This window comes from Chryseobacterium hilariae (assembly GCF_051400735.1).
In the GTDB taxonomy this organism is placed as follows: domain Bacteria; phylum Bacteroidota; class Bacteroidia; order Flavobacteriales; family Weeksellaceae; genus Chryseobacterium.
Window position 1 is genome coordinate 450912 of sequence record NZ_JBLFFJ010000001.1, and the last position, 17927, is coordinate 468838.

The window sequence follows — 17927 nt, forward strand, 5'->3', positions numbered from 1 at the left end:
TTCTTGTTTAAAAATGTTAATATCAATAAAAATGTCTGTTCGTGGTATTTATATCTGTGCAGCTTTTAACATCAGGTAATGCAGGTCTGTATTTTTAATAAAAGGTGACAGAAGTTCTTTCCCCGGGCCATAAACAGCAGCTTCTACATAATCTCCCGAATGGTCCATACTGATCCATCCGACAGAATTATGTTTTCTCTGAATTTCCGAATAGGCTTTAAAAGGTAATTTTTTATAATTATAAAGTCCAGCTTCCTGCTTTTCAAGCCCTGAATAAAAACTGAGCAAATGTTTGGCCTCATCATCAGCAAGACGTATTTTGTTGGTCTCATAGATCCAGTCTTTCATCTGCTGAAGATTAAAATCCGGGTGAATAGCGTTCAGAATATATTCATTGGTGTATCGGTAATCGGAGATGCTGTTAAAGTTTTTGGTGGCATCCGGTCCGTAAATTGTTCCTGGATTAGCATTTCCGTGGTCTGTTGTGATGATCACCAATGTATTTTGATCTTTCTCTGCAAAATCCATTACGGTTTTTATAGCTTCATCAAAAGCCAGCTGGTCATGAATTAAAGCAGAAATATCATTGGCATGTGCTGCCCAGTCAACTTTTCCGCCTTCGATCTGTAAGACGAAACCTTCCTGATGATCTTTCATCTGATGAATAGCGGTTTTAGCCATTTCAGCAAGAGAAGGCATCTGTTGCAGCTCAGGAATATTCGCCCTGTCGATGGAATATGGCAGAGCACCGGAATTGAAAACCCCTAAAACTTTCTTTCCATTTTCTGCAGTTTTCATGTCTGCCCTATTTTTAAGAACCTGATAGCCTTTCTGCTTATAAAAGGCATAAATATCTTTTTTATCTTTTCTTTTTAAGGGATTAAAAAATTCATCTCCGCCACCCATCATCACATCAAAACCTATTTCAGCATACATTTCTGCGATTTCATTTTCTGCATTTCTACTGTCTGAATTAACGCAGAAACCTGCCGGAGTCGCATGGGTAATAGTTACTGTCGTCACACAGCCTGTCTTTTTTCCAGCCTTTTTAAATTTTTGCCAGATTGGAACATATCTTTCTCCATTGGCTCCAATATTAAGAACACCATTTTTCACACGGAATCCACTTCCAAAAGATGAACTGGCTGCAGCAGAATCTGTAACAATAGAGCTGGCAGAAGCAGTATCCATCAAAGCTCTGGAAACTTTATTTTCAAGATAAAGATTCATCCAGTTTCCGTTTTTTCCCATGATATTCTGAGAATACAGATTAGCCATTGCCAAAGTTCCTGAGCTCATCCCATCACTGATCATGAAAATAATATTTTTTGCTTTTTTCCCGGGACCCGAAATTTCCTTTGCACTGTTGGCAAAAAAATCAACCGGATTTAGGGTAAATAGGCCTGACAGCAATGCAGAACCTTTTAAAAATTTGCGTCTGTTCATCTTGATAAATTTCGTATTGCAATTTAGAGGGTAATACTAACTAATGAAATCACGTTGCGTTAATTAATTATGAATTTTCATATTTAATATTCCAAACCATTCCGGCTTAGGAATCTCAAACTAATCAGAATCATTATACTTAATGCTTGTGATTTTTAAAATTGACGATATGGCCTGTAATTAATCCCGCTGCTCCTGCATAAATCAAAGGAATATGGGTTTCAAAGATTAAATCGGCCAAAACAGAAACTGAGATAAGGATAATAGAAATCCAAAAAAGGAATTTAAGCCAGCGGCTGGCTATATTTTTAGTCACTCTATAGACTACAACAGCACCAATGATAAGGAAGGCAAGATCAATATAAGGATTGTGGGATATTCCCAACGGAATGATCATTAACAGAGGAAAAACAATACAATGGATAAGACAGAGGACCGCTGCAGAAATTCCTACTGCATCAAGAATTTTTGATTTCATAAAGATGGGGATTTAAATTTCTTATTGTAACTTTGTTGCAAAAGTATAGATAAAATTCCAAATAACGCAACTTTGTTGCATTAAAAATGAAACAAACCAGAAATACACAGGCTAAAACTGAAATTTTAAATGTCATTAATCATTCTGATGTAGCTCTTTCACAACCGGATATCCAGAAAAAGCTGGGTGATCTCTGCAATAGAGTGACAATTTACAGGGTTCTTGAAAGACTTGAAAATGAAGGGCTTATTCATAAAATTGTTAACGTTGACGGTGTTGTGAATTTCGCAAAATGCAGTGGAAAATGTAATTCAGAAAAGCATTTCCACAATCATATTCATTTCAACTGTAAAGAATGCCATTCAGTGACCTGCATTGAAAATGTGGTTCCTGATATCAGCCTTCCGCCAGACTTTATAGCACAGGAATATAATTTTATAGTAAGCGGAATATGTCCGAAATGTTCCAAAGTATAGAACCTAGTGCACCGCCGCCTGATCGTTTGTTTGCTTTCCGGACGTTTATAAAATTCCGGCATCAGCTTTTCCTGTATCTGGAACAGATTAATGTTTGGTAAAGCAAATAAAAGTACTATTTTTATTTTCATAAAAGAAAACACTAATTATGCCGACTGAAGCTTCCCACAAGCTGATTCCTATGACAGATTTTGTTATTGAGTACTACTCTAACGAAGGATATGCCGATCTTCAGACATTACGTCTGATGAAAAACTATGCTAATTTTCTAAGACGTCCTCTGATGCTTGGAATGTTTGTTCCTGTAGATCTAAAAGGAAATGTATTGAAAGAGCCGAAGAATTATACCTCCTGGAAATCGCTTGATCATAATGCTGTAAAAAGAACTGATACTGCAGGATTTGAAGAATACAGCGAATATCAGACTGCAGAAAAGAACTGCCTGTTCGAAGGTTTTACCATTGCTTACAATGGATATTCCGTGGTAAGAATCGTAGCTTCCTATGATGAAGCAGTTGAACTCTCTTTTAACAAAAGCGATATGATGTCATCTGCATTTCAAGATATTGAATCACTGACGGTTTTTAATGATATTTATCTGACGGTTAATGCTTTGGAGTCTATCGGAATCAAAAAATAAAAAGCTATTTCAATTCGTTTAGTATTTTTTCAAGTTCTGTTATAAAAGCCGCCTGCGCGGGATTGATTTTTCTCTGAGCTTCTTCCGATTCAAACCATTCCCACTGGTCTACCTCAGGAATTTCAATCATTTTAGAGGATTTTGGTGGCCATTCCATCTGTAATGTATTGCTGTAAAGTCCTGATGTTTCAAGATCGCTCTCCAAAGCCCATGCATAAACAGTTTTACCACCTTTCTGTTTAACAGGTGATAAAGCGATAAATTCTCCTTCTATGGTTTGACCTGTTTCCTCTTTAAACTCAATTACAGCCCGTTCCAGCGGATTTTCATCAGGCATGATCTCGCCTTTTGGAATAGACCACGAGCCTGCATCTTTATTTTTCCAGAACGGACCGCCCGGATGAACAAGAAAATAATAATGACTGTTTTTTTCTCTTTTAAACAGCAAAATGCCGGCACTTGTTTTCATAGCTTTAAGATAAGGTAATTTTAAAGATATTTAACTTCAATCTCTTTATATTTTGAATTTATATGCCTGCAAACGTTTTATCTATAAGCATTTCAATACTTTTTGAAATACTTTTACTAGCTGTTTTTATTTCTTAAATATATATTATAAGTACCACATTTTCATTACTATTGAGAATTTTATTCATAAAGGCATGGAATATGTATTAAATAAAGAGAATAACATTAAAAAATTTAAGTCATGAGAAATTTATTATGGTTAGTAGCCGTCATTTGTATCGTTGTCTGGCTTCTGGGAATGTTAGGTATTGTGCCGGGAATGAGTACCGGTTACTTAGTGCATGTTCTTTTGGTAATTGCCATTATTGTAATACTTTATAATATCATTTCCGGCAAAAGGCCACTATGATAATAATTAAAGCTTTATTGAGTAAAATGAAAACAGGTTAGAATATTTCTGACCTGTTTTTTGATCTTAATGAGATATTTGAAGATAAAAATCTTCAGGTTTACGTCTGAATATTTTATATATTTATTATAGATATATGCAAGTATAAATAAAAGCAATTCAATACAATGGAAGAAAAATTCCAGCCTGATGTTATTATTGTGGGAACAGGATTAGCAGGATTAACTGCTGCTATGGAAATTACTGATGCCGGAAAAAAAGTACTTCTTCTGGATCAGGAAACTGAACAGAATATTGGCGGACAGGCGTTCTGGTCGTTCGGAGGTTTGTTTCTGATCAATTCACCACAGCAGCGGAAAATGGGAATTAAAGATTCTTATGAGCTGGCCCTCCAGGACTGGAAAGGGACAGCCGGATTTGACCGTCCGGAAGATTACTGGCCCAGAAAATGGGCCGAAGCCTATCTGAAATTTGCTGCCTATGAAAAATACGCATATGTTTCTAAGCTGGGGATCAGGTTTATGTTTATGGTAGGCTGGGCTGAACGCGGAGACGGATCAGCAACCGGCCACGGAAATTCCGTGCCGCGCTTCCATGTCAGCTGGGGAACCGGGACAGGAGTTGTGAAGCCTTTTGTAGATAAAGCGTATGAAGCAAAAGAAAAAGGTCTTTTACAGATGAAATTCAGACATAGAGTGACTGAACTGATCATAGAAAATGGTAAAACCAAAGGGCTCAAAGGTGATATTCTTGAAAATGATGATAAAGAAAGAGGTGCTGTTACCAACAGAAACGTGATTTCACAGTTTGAATATAACGCATCTCATATCATCATTGCATCAGGAGGCATAGGAGCCAATCATGAACTGGTACGAAAAAACTGGCCGGAAAGACTGGGAAAAGCTCCGGAAAATATGGTTTGCGGAGTGCCTGCCTATGTGGATGGAAAAATGATCGGTATTGCAGAAAATTCCGGCGCACACATTATCAATCCCGACAGAATGTGGCATTATACAGAAGGAATAGAAAACTGGAATCCGATATGGCCGAAACATGGCATCAGAATACTCTCGGGACCGTCTTCTCTATGGTTTGATGCTAAAGGAAACCGCTTTCCCGCTCCTTACCTGCCGGGATTTGACACCTTGGGGACTCTGAAGCATATACAGGATACAGGATTTTCTTACTCCTGGTTTATCCTGACCCAGAAAATCATTAAAAAAGAATTTGCCCTTTCCGGGTCAGAGCAGAACCCGGATATTACCAATAAAGATTATGCTCTTTTTCTGAGAAGGATTTTTGGAAAAAAAGCACCGGGACCTGTGGAAGCTTTTAAAGAATATGGAAAAGACTTTATTGTTTCAAATGATCTGAAAACCTTGGTGGAAAAGATGAATGAACTGTCTGGTACTCACCTTCTGAATTATGAAAAAATTAAAGAACAGATCGAAGCCAGAGACAGGGAACTGGATAATAAATATTCAAAAGATACGCAGGTTAATTATATCAGGAATACAAGAAATTATTTAGGAGATAAACTCGGCAGGGTTGCAGCCCCTCATAAAATATTAGATCCTAAGAATGGTCCTCTGATTGCTGTACGGCTCAATATTCTTACCAGGAAAACACTGGGCGGCATTAAAACGAATCTTAACGGACAGGTTTTAAGAGATGATGATACGGTGATCGACGGGCTTTATGCAGCAGGAGAAGTTGCGGGCTTTGGCGGTGGCGGAATGCATGGCTACCGTGCACTGGAAGGAACATTTCTTGGAGGCTGTATTTTTTCGGGAATGAAAGCCGGAAAATATATAGCAGAACTTTAAAATATTAAAAGTAAATTCTTTTTTGAAGATGAAAAATGAATTCTAAGAATAAGGAAGTAAAATATTAAATAAAAAAACAAAAGTGAGTGATTATTTTGATAATAAAGTGATTTGGATAACAGGAGCTTCGTCAGGAATCGGGGAAGCCTTGGTGAAAGAACTTGCAGTAAAAAGCAGTGCGAAAATTATACTTTCATCAAGAAATAAAGATCAGTTGAATGCCGTGGCCCAAAAGACAGGCCTTGAAGCAAATCGTTTTTTTGTACTGCCTTTAGACCTGGAAGAGTATAAAAAAATGCCGGATGTAGTGGAAGAAGTAATAGAAAAATTCGGAAAGATTGATATTCTGATCAATAATGCAGGACTGTCTCAGCGTTCTCTGGCCATGGAGACTGATATAGAAGTTGATAAACGTTTAATGGATATTGATTTTATAGGAACCGTGGCACTTACAAAATCTGTGCTTCCCTATATGATCAGGGATGGTGGCGGGCATATTGCTGTAGTTTCCAGTCTGATGGGCGTTTTCGGGGCTCCGATGCGAAGCAGCTATGCCGCGGCAAAACATGCGCTTCACGGCTTTTTTGATTCGCTGCGTGCTGAATTATATACTAGAAAAATTATAGTGACCATCATCTGTCCCGGCTTTGTACAAACCAATATTTCTATTAATGCCCTGACGGGTAACGGCTCTCTGCAAGGAACAATGGATGATGCTACGAACAAAGGAATGCCCGCAGATGTTTTTGCAAGAAAAATGCTTATAGCTATAGAAAAAAAGAAAAACCAGGCATCTATTGGCGGTCAGGAAGTAATGGGAACCTATCTTAAAAGGTTCTTCCCTTCCCTTCTGGCTAAGATCGTCCGTAAGGCAAAAGTGGTGTAGAAATATCCAAAAAACCTCTCGCAATGAGAGGTTTATTTTTATATCAGATTTTATTATTTTCAAAATCCAGGAACCTGCGCCTTTTCATAGATCAGTCCTTCAGATTTCAGTTCGTTCCAAAAATCAGCCGGAATATTGGTATTAAGGCCTTCCAAATTATCTTTAACCTGTTCCGGTTTGCTTGCTCCGGGAATAATAGAAGCAAATTCATCGGAAGCCAAAACAAAATGCAGTGCAGCATGTACCAGATCTGTATTGTATTTTTGGGCAACAGCAGTTATTGCAGCACGTTTTTCGGCCATTCCTTTGGGAATAACATCCTTATAATTGTACCTGTCTCTTCCCGCAATGTATCCGGAATTGTATCCAGCACCGGAAACCAGTTTTACACCGGCTTTTTTAACAGCAGGCAACAGTCTGTCAACAGCATCTTCATGTTCCAGGATCGAATATTGTGTGGCAGAAAGACAAATGTCAGGATCAGCAGAATCAATACAATCTAAAATAGGTTCAATTTTGTTGACACCCATTCCCCATGCCTTGATCACTCCCTGGTCCCGAAGCTCAGAAAGAACTTTAAACGCTCCTTTCTTTGCTTGTTCCAAAAAATAAGGATAGCGGTCCCCTACCTGGTCTTCAGAGAGATCATGAATGTAAACGATATCTATATAATCCAGTCCTGTTCTCTGCAGGCTGCTTTCGATAGACTTTTTGACTCCGTCTGCTGTATAATCGTGTTTAAAATCGTAATTAAGTGGCTTCTTCCACATTGTAGGCGGGACTTCTGATTCAGGAACTTCATGAAACAGTCTTCCTACTTTTGTTGAAAATATAAAATCACTTCTGTCTTTGTCTTTCAGAAAGTGCCCGAATCTTCTCTCACTTTTTGTAAGGCCATACCAGGGAGATGTATCATAATAACGGATTCCAAGGTCCCAGGCAGTCTGAAGTATTTTATAAGACTCTTCATCACTTATATTTTCGAAGGCAGTTCCTATTGCTACACCGCCTATTCCTAGCCTGTGCTTTTCTGTTAAAACATCTGTTTTCATATGATTGTATTTAAGTGTTGGTGATATATAAGATGCAAACATCGTGCAGAGAAAAGTAACAATCGTTAAAATATTATAGCCAGCAAATTAAGAATAGACGTTTGTCAGGATTTCCACGACAGATTGATTCATATAAAAAATAGTGTCACCTGAAATCCTGTCTTCTATATAACAGATTTTAAAGCTGATATTTATTTAAAATACAGAAGATTTCCATCTGAATCTTCATTCACAAGATTGAATTAAATTTTATAAGAAATATTTATAATTCAGTAATGTATTGAATTATAGTGTTCTGTGGTGGGTTTTAACACATTTACATCAATCTGCAGCCAGACACTTATAAAGATATTTCATAAATTTACGAAACCATTACGGTTTTAAAATTGGTTTCCAGGTGAAAATTCACAATAAAAAAAAGTATTTAAGCTTTCTAAAATTTAAAAGAGATTTCCAGGAGTACGGACTGGAAAAAGCCAGAAGCTATGAACTTATCCTCCATTGGCTGAATAACAGGCTCAGCAGGAACCAGTTTCTGGTGCTTTCCGGAATACTTGTCGGGTGTACTGCCGGTCTCGCCGGAGTAATCCTGAAAACCCTCGTGCATACGATTCACAATTTTATTACGCATAAGGTTCATTTTGAATATCAGATCTTATTCTATATTGTTTTTCCTTTTTTAGGAATTGTGCTTACTACAGCTATCGTTATTACCCTATTTAAAGGCCAGGACAGGAAAGGAATCAGTGCAATTTTGTATGAGATTGCACAGAATTCAAGTATTGTGGCTTCTGTAAAAATGTATTCACAAATCATTCAGAGCGCAGTGACGGTTGGCCTTGGAGGTTCTGCGGGACTGGAAAGTCCTATCGCGGTTACCGGTGCTGCCATTGGTTCCAATTATGCACAGACCTACAGGCTCAGCTATAAAGAAAGGACTCTGCTGTTGGCTGCAGGTGCCACTGCAGGTATTGCTTCAGCTTTCAATGCCCCGATTGCGGGGATCATGTTTGCTTTTGAAATTCTTTTAACAGGTGTGGTTTTTACAGATTTCATTCCTTTGGTAGTGGCTGCTGTCTGCGGAAGCCTTTTATCAAGGATTCTGCTTCAGGAAGATGTGCTTTTCAGGTTTTATACCAGGGAACCTTTTAACTATAAAAATGTTCCTTACTATCTTATATTGGGAATTGTGACCGGACTCTATGCGCGTTATTTTGTATTGGTTTCTCAAAAAGTAGAGCATTTTATTAAAGGATTAAAGCTTTCAAGGATGCGTAAAGCTATGTTTGGAGGCCTGGTTCTGTCATTATTGTGTGTTCTGTTCCCGCCATTGTTCGGAGAGGGATATGAAACGGTGAAAGCTTTTACCAACGGAAGTACTCATTCTATTATCAGAAACAGCTTTTTCCGGTATTTTGAGATTGGAGACTGGACCATTATTATATTTTTGGTTCTGGTCTGTCTTTTAAAAGCTTTTGCTACGTCTTTTACGATATTTAGCGGAGGTAACGGCGGTAATTTTGCTCCGTCTCTTTTTGCCGGAGGTACAGTAGGTTATTTGTTTGCATTAGTCTGCCAGCATATCGGGTTTACGGATGTTCCGGTAACAAATCTTGTTCTGGTAGGAATGGCCGGAGCCATGAGCGGTGTACTCTACGCTCCTCTTACTGCTATATTTCTGATTGCGGAATCCAGTTTTGGATATGATCTTTTCATTCCGCTGATGATTGTATCCATTATCTCTTATCTTATTGCAAAATGGTTCTCCCCGATCTCCCCCGAACTGGAATCATTGGCTGATCAGGGGAAAATTTTCACCAGCAAGCATGATAAAAACCTGCTTTTTGCTTTAAAAACCGAAGATTTTATAGATAAATATTCAGAAACGATTAATGAAAATGCTCCTGTCACCACATTGTTTGAACAGGTAAAAAATGGGAATAAAAATATTTTTGCAGCAACAGATGAGGCCGGAAAACTGAAAGGTATCCTTACATTGGATGATATCCGCCCTTATCTTTTTAATAAAGAAACAGACAGCTCCATGACGGTTACGCAAATTATGAAAGCTCCGCCTGCAGTTATTTACCGGGACAATAAGCCGTTGGAAATTCTTCAGATTTTTGATGATACCGGCGTATGGAATCTTCCGGTAACCAGTGAGAGTAATGATTTTATAGGGTTTATATCAAAATCATCTATCCTGATGAGCTACAGGCAGCTTTTGAAAGAATATTCTGATTAATTTTTTTAACCCTCAAGACTCATCATCTGATACATAAAAAATATCCGTTCAGCAAACTGAACGGATATTTTTAATTTCATCTGAAATTAATGACTTGCCTGATCAAGCAGTTCAATATCTTCCTGATCTAAAATAAGTTTTGGAGCATTGAATAAAGTATCAAGTTGGGAGGCACTGGTCGCACTTACAATGGGCGCGGTGATTAAAGGATTAGCCAGAAGCCATGCCAGGGCAGTCGTTCCCTGTGTGGTTTTATGCTTTTCACTTACCTGGTCCAGAGCTTTTAACACTTCAAGGCCTTTTGAGTTCAGGTATTTTCTTACACCTTCTCCTCTCTGGCTTTTGCCTAAATCTTCCTCAGTACGGTATTTCCCGGTAAGAAAACCTGCAGCTAATGACCAGTACGGAAAGACACTCAATCCAAATTCTTCCACTAGCGGTGCGTAATTTTTTTCAAAACCTTCTCTTTCCAATAAATTATAATGAGGCTGCAGGGCAACATATTTTGGGAGGTTATTTTTTTCTGAAGCTTCAAATGATGCTCTCAGACGCTCCGGAGAAAGGTTGGAAGCGGCAATATAACGTACTTTTCCGGCTTTGATGATCTCATCGTATGCAGAAAGCGTTTCTTCTACCGGAGTGGTATGATCATCAAAATGAGTATAATAAAGATCAATATGGTCGGTTTGAAGCCTTTGAAGGGATTCATCTACTGATTTTAAAATATGTTTTCTGCTGATATCAAAACCATGTTCTTTGGTTTCAGAACCTACCTTGGTGGCAAGCACTATATCCTGACGGTTGGAACGGCTTTTCATCCATTTTCCGATGATCTCCTCAGACTGGCCTCCTTTACCGTTAACCCACCATGAATAGGTATCTGCTGTATCAATAAAATTGAATCCGGCATCCGTAAACTGATTCAGTATGTCAAAGGAGTGCTTCTCATCAAGCGTCCAACCAAAGACATTTCCTCCGAAATTAACAGGTGCTACTGACAGATTGGTATTTTTTATCTTTCTTTTTTCCATAAAAACAGATTAAATTAAAATTTTAATAAGTACTAAGATAAGAAATCTCATACCGGATTTCAGATTCAAAATAAGCATACGGCTTATAGTTATTATAAATAGAAAAGCTTATCCCTCCTCAATTTTTTTACATTTAAGAGAAGAAGATAAATGATTATTTTATCAGAATAAACATAAAAAAACAGCCTCCACGATGAAAGCTGCTTATCTATCAATTTAAAAAAATACTGTTACTTTTCAGCCTGAGGAATCTCAATGGCTGTAAGTATCAATTTATGTTCCTGCAATTGCAGTTCTATGGTTTTCAATCCGTTTTTAAAGAAATTGGATGTCTGAAACAGATTGTGATAATATTCAATACCCTCCAGTATATTCTTTTTGAATGCATTCCACTTTTTGGTCTGGGAATTCGTGATTTGTACTGAAGAATTACTGATTTCTTTTTTAAGATAATCAACATACATTTTCAGTTCATTGATGAACATATTCGGACGCTGGTTATCTGGAAGTATGTTAGCATTCCCGTAGATGTGCTTTACCATTTCGGAAAGTGAAACTTCCTTATCAAAAAAGGCCAGATTAGGTCCAGGACATATCACAACGCCTTGTTTTTCACCTTTGATTTCAAGGTTCTGCTCCATATAAGCGGCATTTACCAATCCTACACACAGGCAGGCTTTATCTGTAATCTCAGTCTTCCTTTTATTAAATTCTTCAGCGGAAAATTCAGGATCAGTCTGAAGTTCTCTCAGCTTAATATCCTGGTATTTTTTAGAGGCAGTACAGATTCCCTGCGGTGAAAATTCTTTGCTGAGAGCCAGCAATTTTTTGGGGCACGAGCTGCCGTATTTTCCGGCGGCTTCTTTCTGTTCTTTTAATAACTCATTGGATGTTCCCCTAACCGTATTGAAAGGCACTCCCAAAGGTGAAATATTACTCAGATAGAAATCTTTTTCTCCAGATTTTAAAAGCAGGTTCCTGGTTTCCGTATCTACAGAAGTAGCTTCAGGAACCAATAAAAATGGTGATCCCCATCCGACACTGTCTACATTATAGTTTTCAAGCAGAAACTCATGTTCTTCCGAGGTTCCCACTCCACCCTGAACTGTAATTTTCATTTCGAGAGGCTTAGCAACGGTGTGTTTTCCTTTTTGCTCCAAGGCGGTGATCATTAAGGCATGGGCAGACTGGATGAGGTCGTTCTTTTTCTGTTTAAATTCTTCCATGATAGGGCCTAGCAGCATACCTTCTGTAGCAAATGCATGCCCTCCGCAGTTCAGTCCGGATTCTATTCTGTATTCTGAGATCCACAGTCCTTTTTTAGCTAGAAAATTTCCCTGGATCATAGCTGAACGGAAATCACTTACTTTCAGAATGATTTTCTTTTTTAACATACCGTTCTGGTCGGGAAAGAAATCGTCGAATTCTTCAATATAGCTGTATAGGCGCGGGTTCATTCCTGCAGAAAGTACCATTGAAGAAGATAGTTTACTTTGCGCGAAGCCACGTAGTGAAGCATGGGCATCATTAAATATCACAGGAAGCTGCTCATCTTTTTTATAGTTGTCTTTGTCAACTTTTGTCATAATATTGACGTCAATACTTCCCGGCTTCAGGTTAGTTTCAATAAAGTTTTTGATATTTGAGCCTAAACTGTCTTTTTGATGAACCAAATTCTGGAGCCCGTTTTTCAGATCTGAAGTATTGGGCAGAATGGCTATAAAATTCTTTAATGCTTCCTTGTTTTTAGTGATTTCCTGTTTGAAAGATTCAAATTTTTCATTCACGATATCATCTACCATATCCAGGTAAGCCGTAATTCTTTTTGCTCTGTAATCTTCTGTTTTTGTTGAAATTCCTAAATAATCGAGATTGAACTTTTTGTTGTAAAAGTTCTTCATTTTTTCCAGGATGTCATCATCAATAATAGAGATGACGGAAGAAATTCCATATTGGGCAACACGGATAGGACTGTCTATAGTGTAAGCCAGACCCATTACCGGAATATGGAAGTTGTGTAATGGTTTATGTGTCATTTTATTTCGATAAAAATTCTTTCACTGAGAATGAATTAAAATCCCGGAATGCTGTATCCATATTGAAATGAGTCCTTCAGTCCAAACTTTAATTGACCTAAATTTATCATTTTAATATTAGCTATGCATTAAATAACACTTGTAATGTTGGAAATATGCTAAATATCATTTTTTATCATGTATTTAATTTATTCGTGTAAGAAAAATGTCTGAAAATAATTGCATTTTATTCAAAATCAAGAAAACCATCTGCCAGTTTTTTCCACTGGATCTTGGATATTCCTATCATTCCTCCTGCGGCAACCATAAGATTTCTGATGATATCAATAAACCCGGCGTTAAAATTGGGTGTTTCATTCCGCCCATAGACTGCGGCTTTGAGATGAGTCGGCGTTCTTGCAATCATAAAAGTAGAAGTTGCTTTGGAACCGTAAAAATGAGCAATATGTCTGTTATTTCTGTCTTGTGGATTTTCGGACGGACTGCATGTTATCAAAATGCTTTCCGAATGATTATCTTCCTGAAAACAGATATCGATAACTTCTACCCAGTCATATCCTTTTGCTTCAGGTTCTCCCGGACCAGGAATATCAATTCTCATGAAATCTCCTTTCTGAGGCGGTCTGTCAATGGCATTTCCTTCGGAATCATAAAGCTTAAAGGCTGCAAAGCCTTCACCACAATAGCTTTTCCACCGATTAACTGAAAAAAATCTCTGTTTCAAAATGTCAAACTTGAGCGGAAGAAGTTCCGGTTCAAACCTCTTCTGGCTTTCTGTGTCGTGAAATCCTCCGTATTGCTGCTGTGGAACTCTGTTGATCTGCTTAGGCTTCATTTTACTGATTTTGTACTAATTTATAAAAACAAGGGGTTTTTCTTTATGAGCATGATCATAACTTCACAAATAAAAGCCTCTCAATGGAGAGGCTGATGTTAAAACTTAAATGTATTGGGATATATGGAGTTTTAATTGTGACTCTAAAAATAGAAGGAATGAATTGGATATTTTATGACCTTAGTCATGTGATTGTGAATTTGTTAAAACTGTAAAGCTTTATTGTTTTTTTTTGAAGTAATTTTTGAATAAAAATTAAAAGCGGCAAAGCCAAAATCAATTTTATAATTATATTTTGCTAGTCCCAAATAATTGTATGTCTATATGTGTAGAAACTGTTATAAGAGCCGTAAAGAAAATGGAGAAAGAAAAACAGTAAGAATACAGAATGATAAGATATTATATTGACCTGTTTTTTAATTATGATAATTAAAATATCTCAATTGTATTAATTTTTTTGAGTTTTTTGTTTTCTGAAATATCTTACCGTTATATTTCAGAAATGTTATTTAACAAATCTATATTTTAACTAAAATTAATACTTTTTTTAAATTTTTATGTTTATATGATGTTTTGCATAATATAATTTTTACTTATATTTGTGGATCGAAATAATTTTTTTTCATCATTTGTGTTTTTTTAAGGTCTCCTCCTTTAGGGGACCTTTTTCATTTCTAGGGCTATTATTTTAATATTTAGGTGAAAATACGTAATACCAAATTTGGTACTTTCTACGCTAGCATATATCTCTTTAAAGTGACAACTTTGTAATGTTAAACAACTTAAAACATTACACCATGTCAACATTCAAAATCAACATTATTGCAGGTCCGCTATGGAGCAATGATGAAGCACAAAAAATCGGAGGCCGTATTGCTGCGGCGCATTTAGGAAAATTCACTGGACAATGGAGCACTATTGTCGAAGGTCAGATGAGCGTTATCGAAGTTGAATATGATACGCAACCATCCGGAAGTACAGAATATACCATGGACGTTTTAGCAGGACCCATCTGGAGCAACGAAGATGCAAAAGAAATATGTCCTTCAATCTGTGCTTCTTACGGAGGTACATGGAACGGCCAGTGGACTACCGTCGTTGAAGGCAAAATGAGCGTTTGCGGCTGCGTATTCAAGTTCTAAAAAAAAATTAAATAATGTATGAATCTCCGGGACAACCCGGAGATTTTTTGTTTTATAATAGCTTATCGGGTAATTTTTACAAAATCTGTAGGTCTGGACAACATTACAGCCTGAAAGCTTCTTGTAAAAGCCTGCACACTCTTATACCCTACTTTATACGCTGTTTCTGAAATGGTAAGGTCACCGGAGCTCAGCAGCTCAAGGCTTTTAATGATTCTCAGTATCTGCTGGTATTTGGCCAGTGTCATTCCGGTTTCTTTTTTAAAGATGCGTTCCAGTGTTCGTAAGGAAAGCATTGAAATTTCACTCAGATCCTCCATTCTCACGTCTTCCCGGTAATGATTGTGAAGATATTCAATAGATTTAGATAACCTTTTATCTTCAGGAAGTCTGATATAAAGTTGTAAGGAATGTTCCACAAAATGAGGCAGCTCATTAAAAAGTGCCTGTAGGAAAAGAATCTCATTCGGATCTTTTGAAATATTTTTTGACCATTTTTCTGCATATTTTATCATTTCCTTCAGGACAGGAGGAACGGAAAAAACATTAATCTTATGATGAAAAACACTGCTTGCTTCTGCATCAGCGAACATGATCATCAGTTTAATTTTTTCTGAATGGGAATTGGTCTTATGGATGGCACCCGGAGGAATCCAGGCTGCATGGTTTTGTGGAAGAAGGTAGATCTTCCCATCGACCGTAATATACTGGAATCCACTTTCTACATAAACAAGCTGCCCTTTTTGATGGGAATGAAGAATGTCGTCATGCCTCCAATCCTCTTCAAACCATACAAAATATGGTTTCTTCAGCTGATCAATATCTATAGTGTCGTGAACATTCATGTCGTTTTATGTTAAAACTTTGGCAAAATTAAATAAAAATGCTGGATTAATTTTGCATCAAATATTAATTATATGATGAAGAGTGAATCAAGAAAGAATGCTTCTTATGTTCTGATGGTAGTCAATGTACTGGTTGTAATCCTTGTATCCAGCAATCTGAGGTCTCCTATTATTTCCGTTTCTCCCGTATTGGGTGATATACGGAACTCCCTGAATCTGGATAGCCTGCAGGTCAGCCTGCTTACTTCTATCCCATTGTTTATGTTTGCAACCTGTTCCGTTTTGGTGAGCCGGTTTTCACATAAGTTCAGTATCAGCCGGTTTCTGATGTATTCCCTGATTATTTTAAGTTTCGGGCTGTTCTTACGGATTACGGGATCTCTTTGGATGCTTTTTGCAGGATCCGTATTCATAGGACTTGGAATTTGTATCGGAAATGTGGTGACACCGGGATATATCAAGAATAATTTTCCAAAACAGATCGGCCTGATGACCGGGATTTTTGCAGTTTCTATGAATCTTACAGCTGCATTAGCGTCAGGCTTCAGTGTAAGAATCGGAGAATGGACAGGATTCGGATGGCGGGGCTCGCTGGGAATCTGGCTGATCATTGCCGGGCTGGGACTTTTTGTACTTATTCTGGAACTGATATTCAATAAAAAGAACCGGGGGCAGGCAAAAGCAGCATTAAGTGTTTCTGATTTTAATATGTTTAAATCTGCACAGGCATGGAATATCAGTGTATTTATGGGGCTTCAGTCTTTATTTTATTATTGCATGATGGCATGGCTGCCTTCATTTCTTACTGATTGTAAAATGGAAGGTGACAGTACGGGATGGATACTGTTTCTTATTCAGATTACTATGATTCCTATTACTTTCTGTGCCCCGATTATTGCCGGTAAAATGAAGGATCAGCGTATTCTGATCGTGCTTATCTGCAGTTTAATGTTCGGAAGTACGATGATGTTTATATGGCTGCAGTCTCAATGGATTTATGCTAATGCTGTCATTATAGGTATTTCTAATGGCTTGTCTTTCAGTCTTTCCATTTTGTTTTTTTCAATGAGAACGAAAAATAGCGCCAATGCTGTTAAAATATCGGGAATGGCACAGTCTGTAGGATACCTGATTGCTGCGTTCGGGCCTCCTGTCTTCGGAAAACTTCATGATTGGGACTTTTCTTGGAAAAGCTCTTTTTACTTTTTAAGCTTTGCTGTTATTCTGATGTTTTACTTCGGAATGAAGGCGGCCAGGAATAAATGTGTTGAAGATTAAAACAAAGGACTGTACCGGAAAGATACAGTCCTTTTAAATGTTTTGCCTGGCTAAGTTATTCTCCTTTTGTTGCTTGCTTCCACCCACTCATCTTTTTTACATTTGGGACAATGTGTTGTATTTCCTTTTGTTTTAAATTCTGTATGTCCACAAAAGATACAAGAATATTGGCTTTCTCTATGAATTTTTTTTAATGGATTTTTTAATGAATCCGGCATAATGGGAAGGCCGTATTTTACATCTTTATCTTCATAGTAAAATACACTGATCTCACCGGAAATTTCTTCAATAGCTGTTTCAATCTGCCCAAGCTGTGAAACACCCTTCAACCTGAGCTCTGCAAAAAATTCATCGCTGCCCAGATTTTCTTTTTTAAAATTATTGATGGCAAATTCACCGTCCCGGATCAGGCAGATAGAACTGCCTTCCACCATCTTTTCAAACTTTTTGCTTCTGCCGATAAAAAAGGTGACAATACTGTATAAAAGAATAATAACAATAAAAACCAGGATAGAAGAAATAATGCCAACGTCTTTATTAAACATAGGATCACCTGCCGCAGAGCCTAAACCGATAATAACGACCAGCTCAAAAATAGAAAGTTGTTTGACTCCCCTCTTACCTAAAATTCTCAACCCGACGATAATAGCGAGAAACATAATCGCTGTACGGAGGATAATTTCTAAAAGAAAAGACCATTCTTCATGTCCCAGAAATAATTCTTTCCAGTTGAGCTCTAAGAGAAATAGGGATAGCATAGAAATTAATTTAGAGAAGGCATCCAAAAAATGAGCCATCCCCCAACCCACTTTTCTTAAAGATTAATAGATTTAA

Annotated in this window: 17 protein-coding genes; 8 read left to right on the forward strand and 9 right to left on the reverse strand. The window is 37.4% G+C overall.

Annotated elements, in window-relative coordinates:
• Positions 1 to 48: 48 nt before the first annotated feature.
• On the reverse strand, positions 49 to 1446 hold the full coding sequence (locus tag ACMGDK_RS02185; protein WP_436806418.1) for an alkaline phosphatase: 1398 nt from the start codon (positions 1444 to 1446) through the stop codon (positions 49 to 51).
• A gap of 139 nt (positions 1447 to 1585) precedes the next feature.
• Positions 1586 to 1924, reverse strand: coding sequence for a MerC domain-containing protein (locus tag ACMGDK_RS02190; protein WP_436806419.1), 339 nt, complete (start codon positions 1922 to 1924; stop codon positions 1586 to 1588).
• A gap of 86 nt (positions 1925 to 2010) precedes the next feature.
• On the opposite strand from ACMGDK_RS02190, the gene ACMGDK_RS02195 reads away from it, so the two are divergent.
• Positions 2011 to 2400 (forward strand): Fur family transcriptional regulator, encoded by a 390-nt coding sequence (locus ACMGDK_RS02195; protein WP_436806420.1) that lies wholly within the window; start codon positions 2011 to 2013, stop codon positions 2398 to 2400.
• A gap of 148 nt (positions 2401 to 2548) precedes the next feature.
• Positions 2549 to 3040 carry a hypothetical protein gene (locus tag ACMGDK_RS02200; RefSeq protein ID WP_436806421.1) on the forward strand — a complete coding sequence of 164 codons (492 nt, stop codon included), beginning with the start codon at positions 2549 to 2551 and terminating at the stop codon, positions 3038 to 3040.
• A 4-nt stretch (positions 3041 to 3044) separates the two neighbouring features.
• Here the strand turns inward: ACMGDK_RS02200 and ACMGDK_RS02205 are convergent, their stop codons facing one another.
• A complete protein-coding gene (locus ACMGDK_RS02205) occupies positions 3045 to 3509 on the reverse strand; it encodes an NUDIX hydrolase (protein WP_436806422.1) in 465 nt (154 codons plus the stop codon).
• Positions 3510 to 3749: 240 nt separating this feature from the next.
• Here ACMGDK_RS02205 and ACMGDK_RS02210 point away from each other — a divergent pair, with 240 nt between their 5' ends.
• The 3 genes from ACMGDK_RS02210 (at position 3750) to ACMGDK_RS02220 (ending at position 6629) form a co-directional block, all read left to right on the forward strand.
• A complete protein-coding gene (locus tag ACMGDK_RS02210) occupies positions 3750 to 3917 on the forward strand; it encodes a lmo0937 family membrane protein (protein ID WP_436806423.1) in 168 nt (55 codons plus the stop codon).
• 167 nt (positions 3918 to 4084) lie between these two features.
• A complete protein-coding gene (locus ACMGDK_RS02215; RefSeq protein WP_436806424.1) occupies positions 4085 to 5743 on the forward strand; it encodes an FAD-binding dehydrogenase in 1659 nt (552 codons plus the stop codon).
• Positions 5744 to 5825: 82 nt separating this feature from the next.
• Positions 5826 to 6629, forward strand: coding sequence for an SDR family oxidoreductase (locus ACMGDK_RS02220; protein ID WP_436806425.1), 804 nt, complete (start codon positions 5826 to 5828; stop codon positions 6627 to 6629).
• A 59-nt stretch (positions 6630 to 6688) separates the two neighbouring features.
• Here the strand turns inward: ACMGDK_RS02220 and ACMGDK_RS02225 are convergent, their stop codons facing one another.
• Complete coding sequence (locus tag ACMGDK_RS02225; protein WP_436806426.1) at positions 6689 to 7681, reverse strand: aldo/keto reductase; 993 nt, start codon at positions 7679 to 7681, stop codon at positions 6689 to 6691.
• Positions 7682 to 8078: 397 nt separating this feature from the next.
• Here ACMGDK_RS02225 and ACMGDK_RS02230 point away from each other — a divergent pair, with 397 nt between their 5' ends.
• The gene (locus ACMGDK_RS02230) at positions 8079 to 9926 is read left to right on the forward strand and encodes a chloride channel protein (protein WP_436806427.1); all 1848 of its coding nucleotides are present in this window, start codon (positions 8079 to 8081) and stop codon (positions 9924 to 9926) included.
• Positions 9927 to 10012: 86 nt separating this feature from the next.
• Here the strand turns inward: ACMGDK_RS02230 and ACMGDK_RS02235 are convergent, their stop codons facing one another.
• From ACMGDK_RS02235 to ACMGDK_RS02245, 3 genes are all read right to left on the reverse strand, one after another.
• A complete protein-coding gene (locus ACMGDK_RS02235; RefSeq protein WP_436806428.1) occupies positions 10013 to 10957 on the reverse strand; it encodes an aldo/keto reductase in 945 nt (314 codons plus the stop codon).
• Positions 10958 to 11187: 230 nt separating this feature from the next.
• A complete protein-coding gene (locus ACMGDK_RS02240) occupies positions 11188 to 12993 on the reverse strand; it encodes a hypothetical protein (protein WP_436806429.1) in 1806 nt (601 codons plus the stop codon).
• Positions 12994 to 13219: 226 nt separating this feature from the next.
• Positions 13220 to 13828, reverse strand: a complete 609-nt coding sequence (locus tag ACMGDK_RS02245) for a hypothetical protein (protein ID WP_436806430.1) — start codon at positions 13826 to 13828, stop codon at positions 13220 to 13222.
• Between the two features lie 797 nt (positions 13829 to 14625).
• On the opposite strand from ACMGDK_RS02245, the gene ACMGDK_RS02250 reads away from it, so the two are divergent.
• Positions 14626 to 14970: a mannan-binding lectin gene (locus tag ACMGDK_RS02250; protein ID WP_306842645.1), complete on the forward strand. Its 345-nt coding sequence runs from the start codon at positions 14626 to 14628 to the stop codon at positions 14968 to 14970.
• A gap of 62 nt (positions 14971 to 15032) precedes the next feature.
• On the opposite strand, the gene ACMGDK_RS02255 is transcribed toward ACMGDK_RS02250, so the two are convergent.
• Positions 15033 to 15815, reverse strand: coding sequence for a helix-turn-helix domain-containing protein (locus tag ACMGDK_RS02255; protein WP_436806431.1), 783 nt, complete (start codon positions 15813 to 15815; stop codon positions 15033 to 15035).
• A gap of 72 nt (positions 15816 to 15887) precedes the next feature.
• Here ACMGDK_RS02255 and ACMGDK_RS02260 point away from each other — a divergent pair, with 72 nt between their 5' ends.
• Entirely contained in the window at positions 15888 to 17093 is a 1206-nt protein-coding gene (locus ACMGDK_RS02260) for a CynX/NimT family MFS transporter (RefSeq protein ID WP_436806432.1), read from the forward strand.
• Positions 17094 to 17143: 50 nt separating this feature from the next.
• Here ACMGDK_RS02260 and ACMGDK_RS02265 read toward each other — a convergent pair whose 3' ends face one another.
• Complete coding sequence (locus tag ACMGDK_RS02265; RefSeq protein WP_436806433.1) at positions 17144 to 17851, reverse strand: DUF421 domain-containing protein; 708 nt, start codon at positions 17849 to 17851, stop codon at positions 17144 to 17146.
• Positions 17852 to 17927 lie beyond the last annotated feature (76 nt).

Bases quoted from the DNA above. Each gene is read 5' to 3' on its own strand.
- ACMGDK_RS02185 (WP_436806418.1), bottom strand. From the start codon at position 1,446: ATGAACAGACGCAAATTTTTAAAAGGTTCTGCATTGCTGTCAGGCCTA.
- ACMGDK_RS02190 (WP_436806419.1), bottom strand. From the start codon at position 1,924: ATGAAATCAAAAATTCTTGATGCAGTAGGAATTTCTGCAGCGGTCCTC.
- ACMGDK_RS02195 (WP_436806420.1), top strand. From the start codon at position 2,011: ATGAAACAAACCAGAAATACACAGGCTAAAACTGAAATTTTAAATGTC.
- ACMGDK_RS02200 (WP_436806421.1), top strand. From the start codon at position 2,549: ATGCCGACTGAAGCTTCCCACAAGCTGATTCCTATGACAGATTTTGTT.
- ACMGDK_RS02205 (WP_436806422.1), bottom strand. From the start codon at position 3,509: ATGAAAACAAGTGCCGGCATTTTGCTGTTTAAAAGAGAAAAAAACAGT.
- ACMGDK_RS02210 (WP_436806423.1), top strand. From the start codon at position 3,750: ATGAGAAATTTATTATGGTTAGTAGCCGTCATTTGTATCGTTGTCTGG.
- ACMGDK_RS02215 (WP_436806424.1), top strand. From the start codon at position 4,085: ATGGAAGAAAAATTCCAGCCTGATGTTATTATTGTGGGAACAGGATTA.
- ACMGDK_RS02225 (WP_436806426.1), bottom strand. From the start codon at position 7,681: ATGAAAACAGATGTTTTAACAGAAAAGCACAGGCTAGGAATAGGCGGT.
- ACMGDK_RS02235 (WP_436806428.1), bottom strand. From the start codon at position 10,957: ATGGAAAAAAGAAAGATAAAAAATACCAATCTGTCAGTAGCACCTGTT.
- ACMGDK_RS02240 (WP_436806429.1), bottom strand. From the start codon at position 12,993: ATGACACATAAACCATTACACAACTTCCATATTCCGGTAATGGGTCTG.
- ACMGDK_RS02245 (WP_436806430.1), bottom strand. From the start codon at position 13,828: ATGAAGCCTAAGCAGATCAACAGAGTTCCACAGCAGCAATACGGAGGA.
- ACMGDK_RS02250 (WP_306842645.1), top strand. From the start codon at position 14,626: ATGTCAACATTCAAAATCAACATTATTGCAGGTCCGCTATGGAGCAAT.
- ACMGDK_RS02255 (WP_436806431.1), bottom strand. From the start codon at position 15,815: ATGAATGTTCACGACACTATAGATATTGATCAGCTGAAGAAACCATAT.
- ACMGDK_RS02260 (WP_436806432.1), top strand. From the start codon at position 15,888: ATGATGAAGAGTGAATCAAGAAAGAATGCTTCTTATGTTCTGATGGTA.
- ACMGDK_RS02265 (WP_436806433.1), bottom strand. From the start codon at position 17,851: ATGCTATCCCTATTTCTCTTAGAGCTCAACTGGAAAGAATTATTTCTG.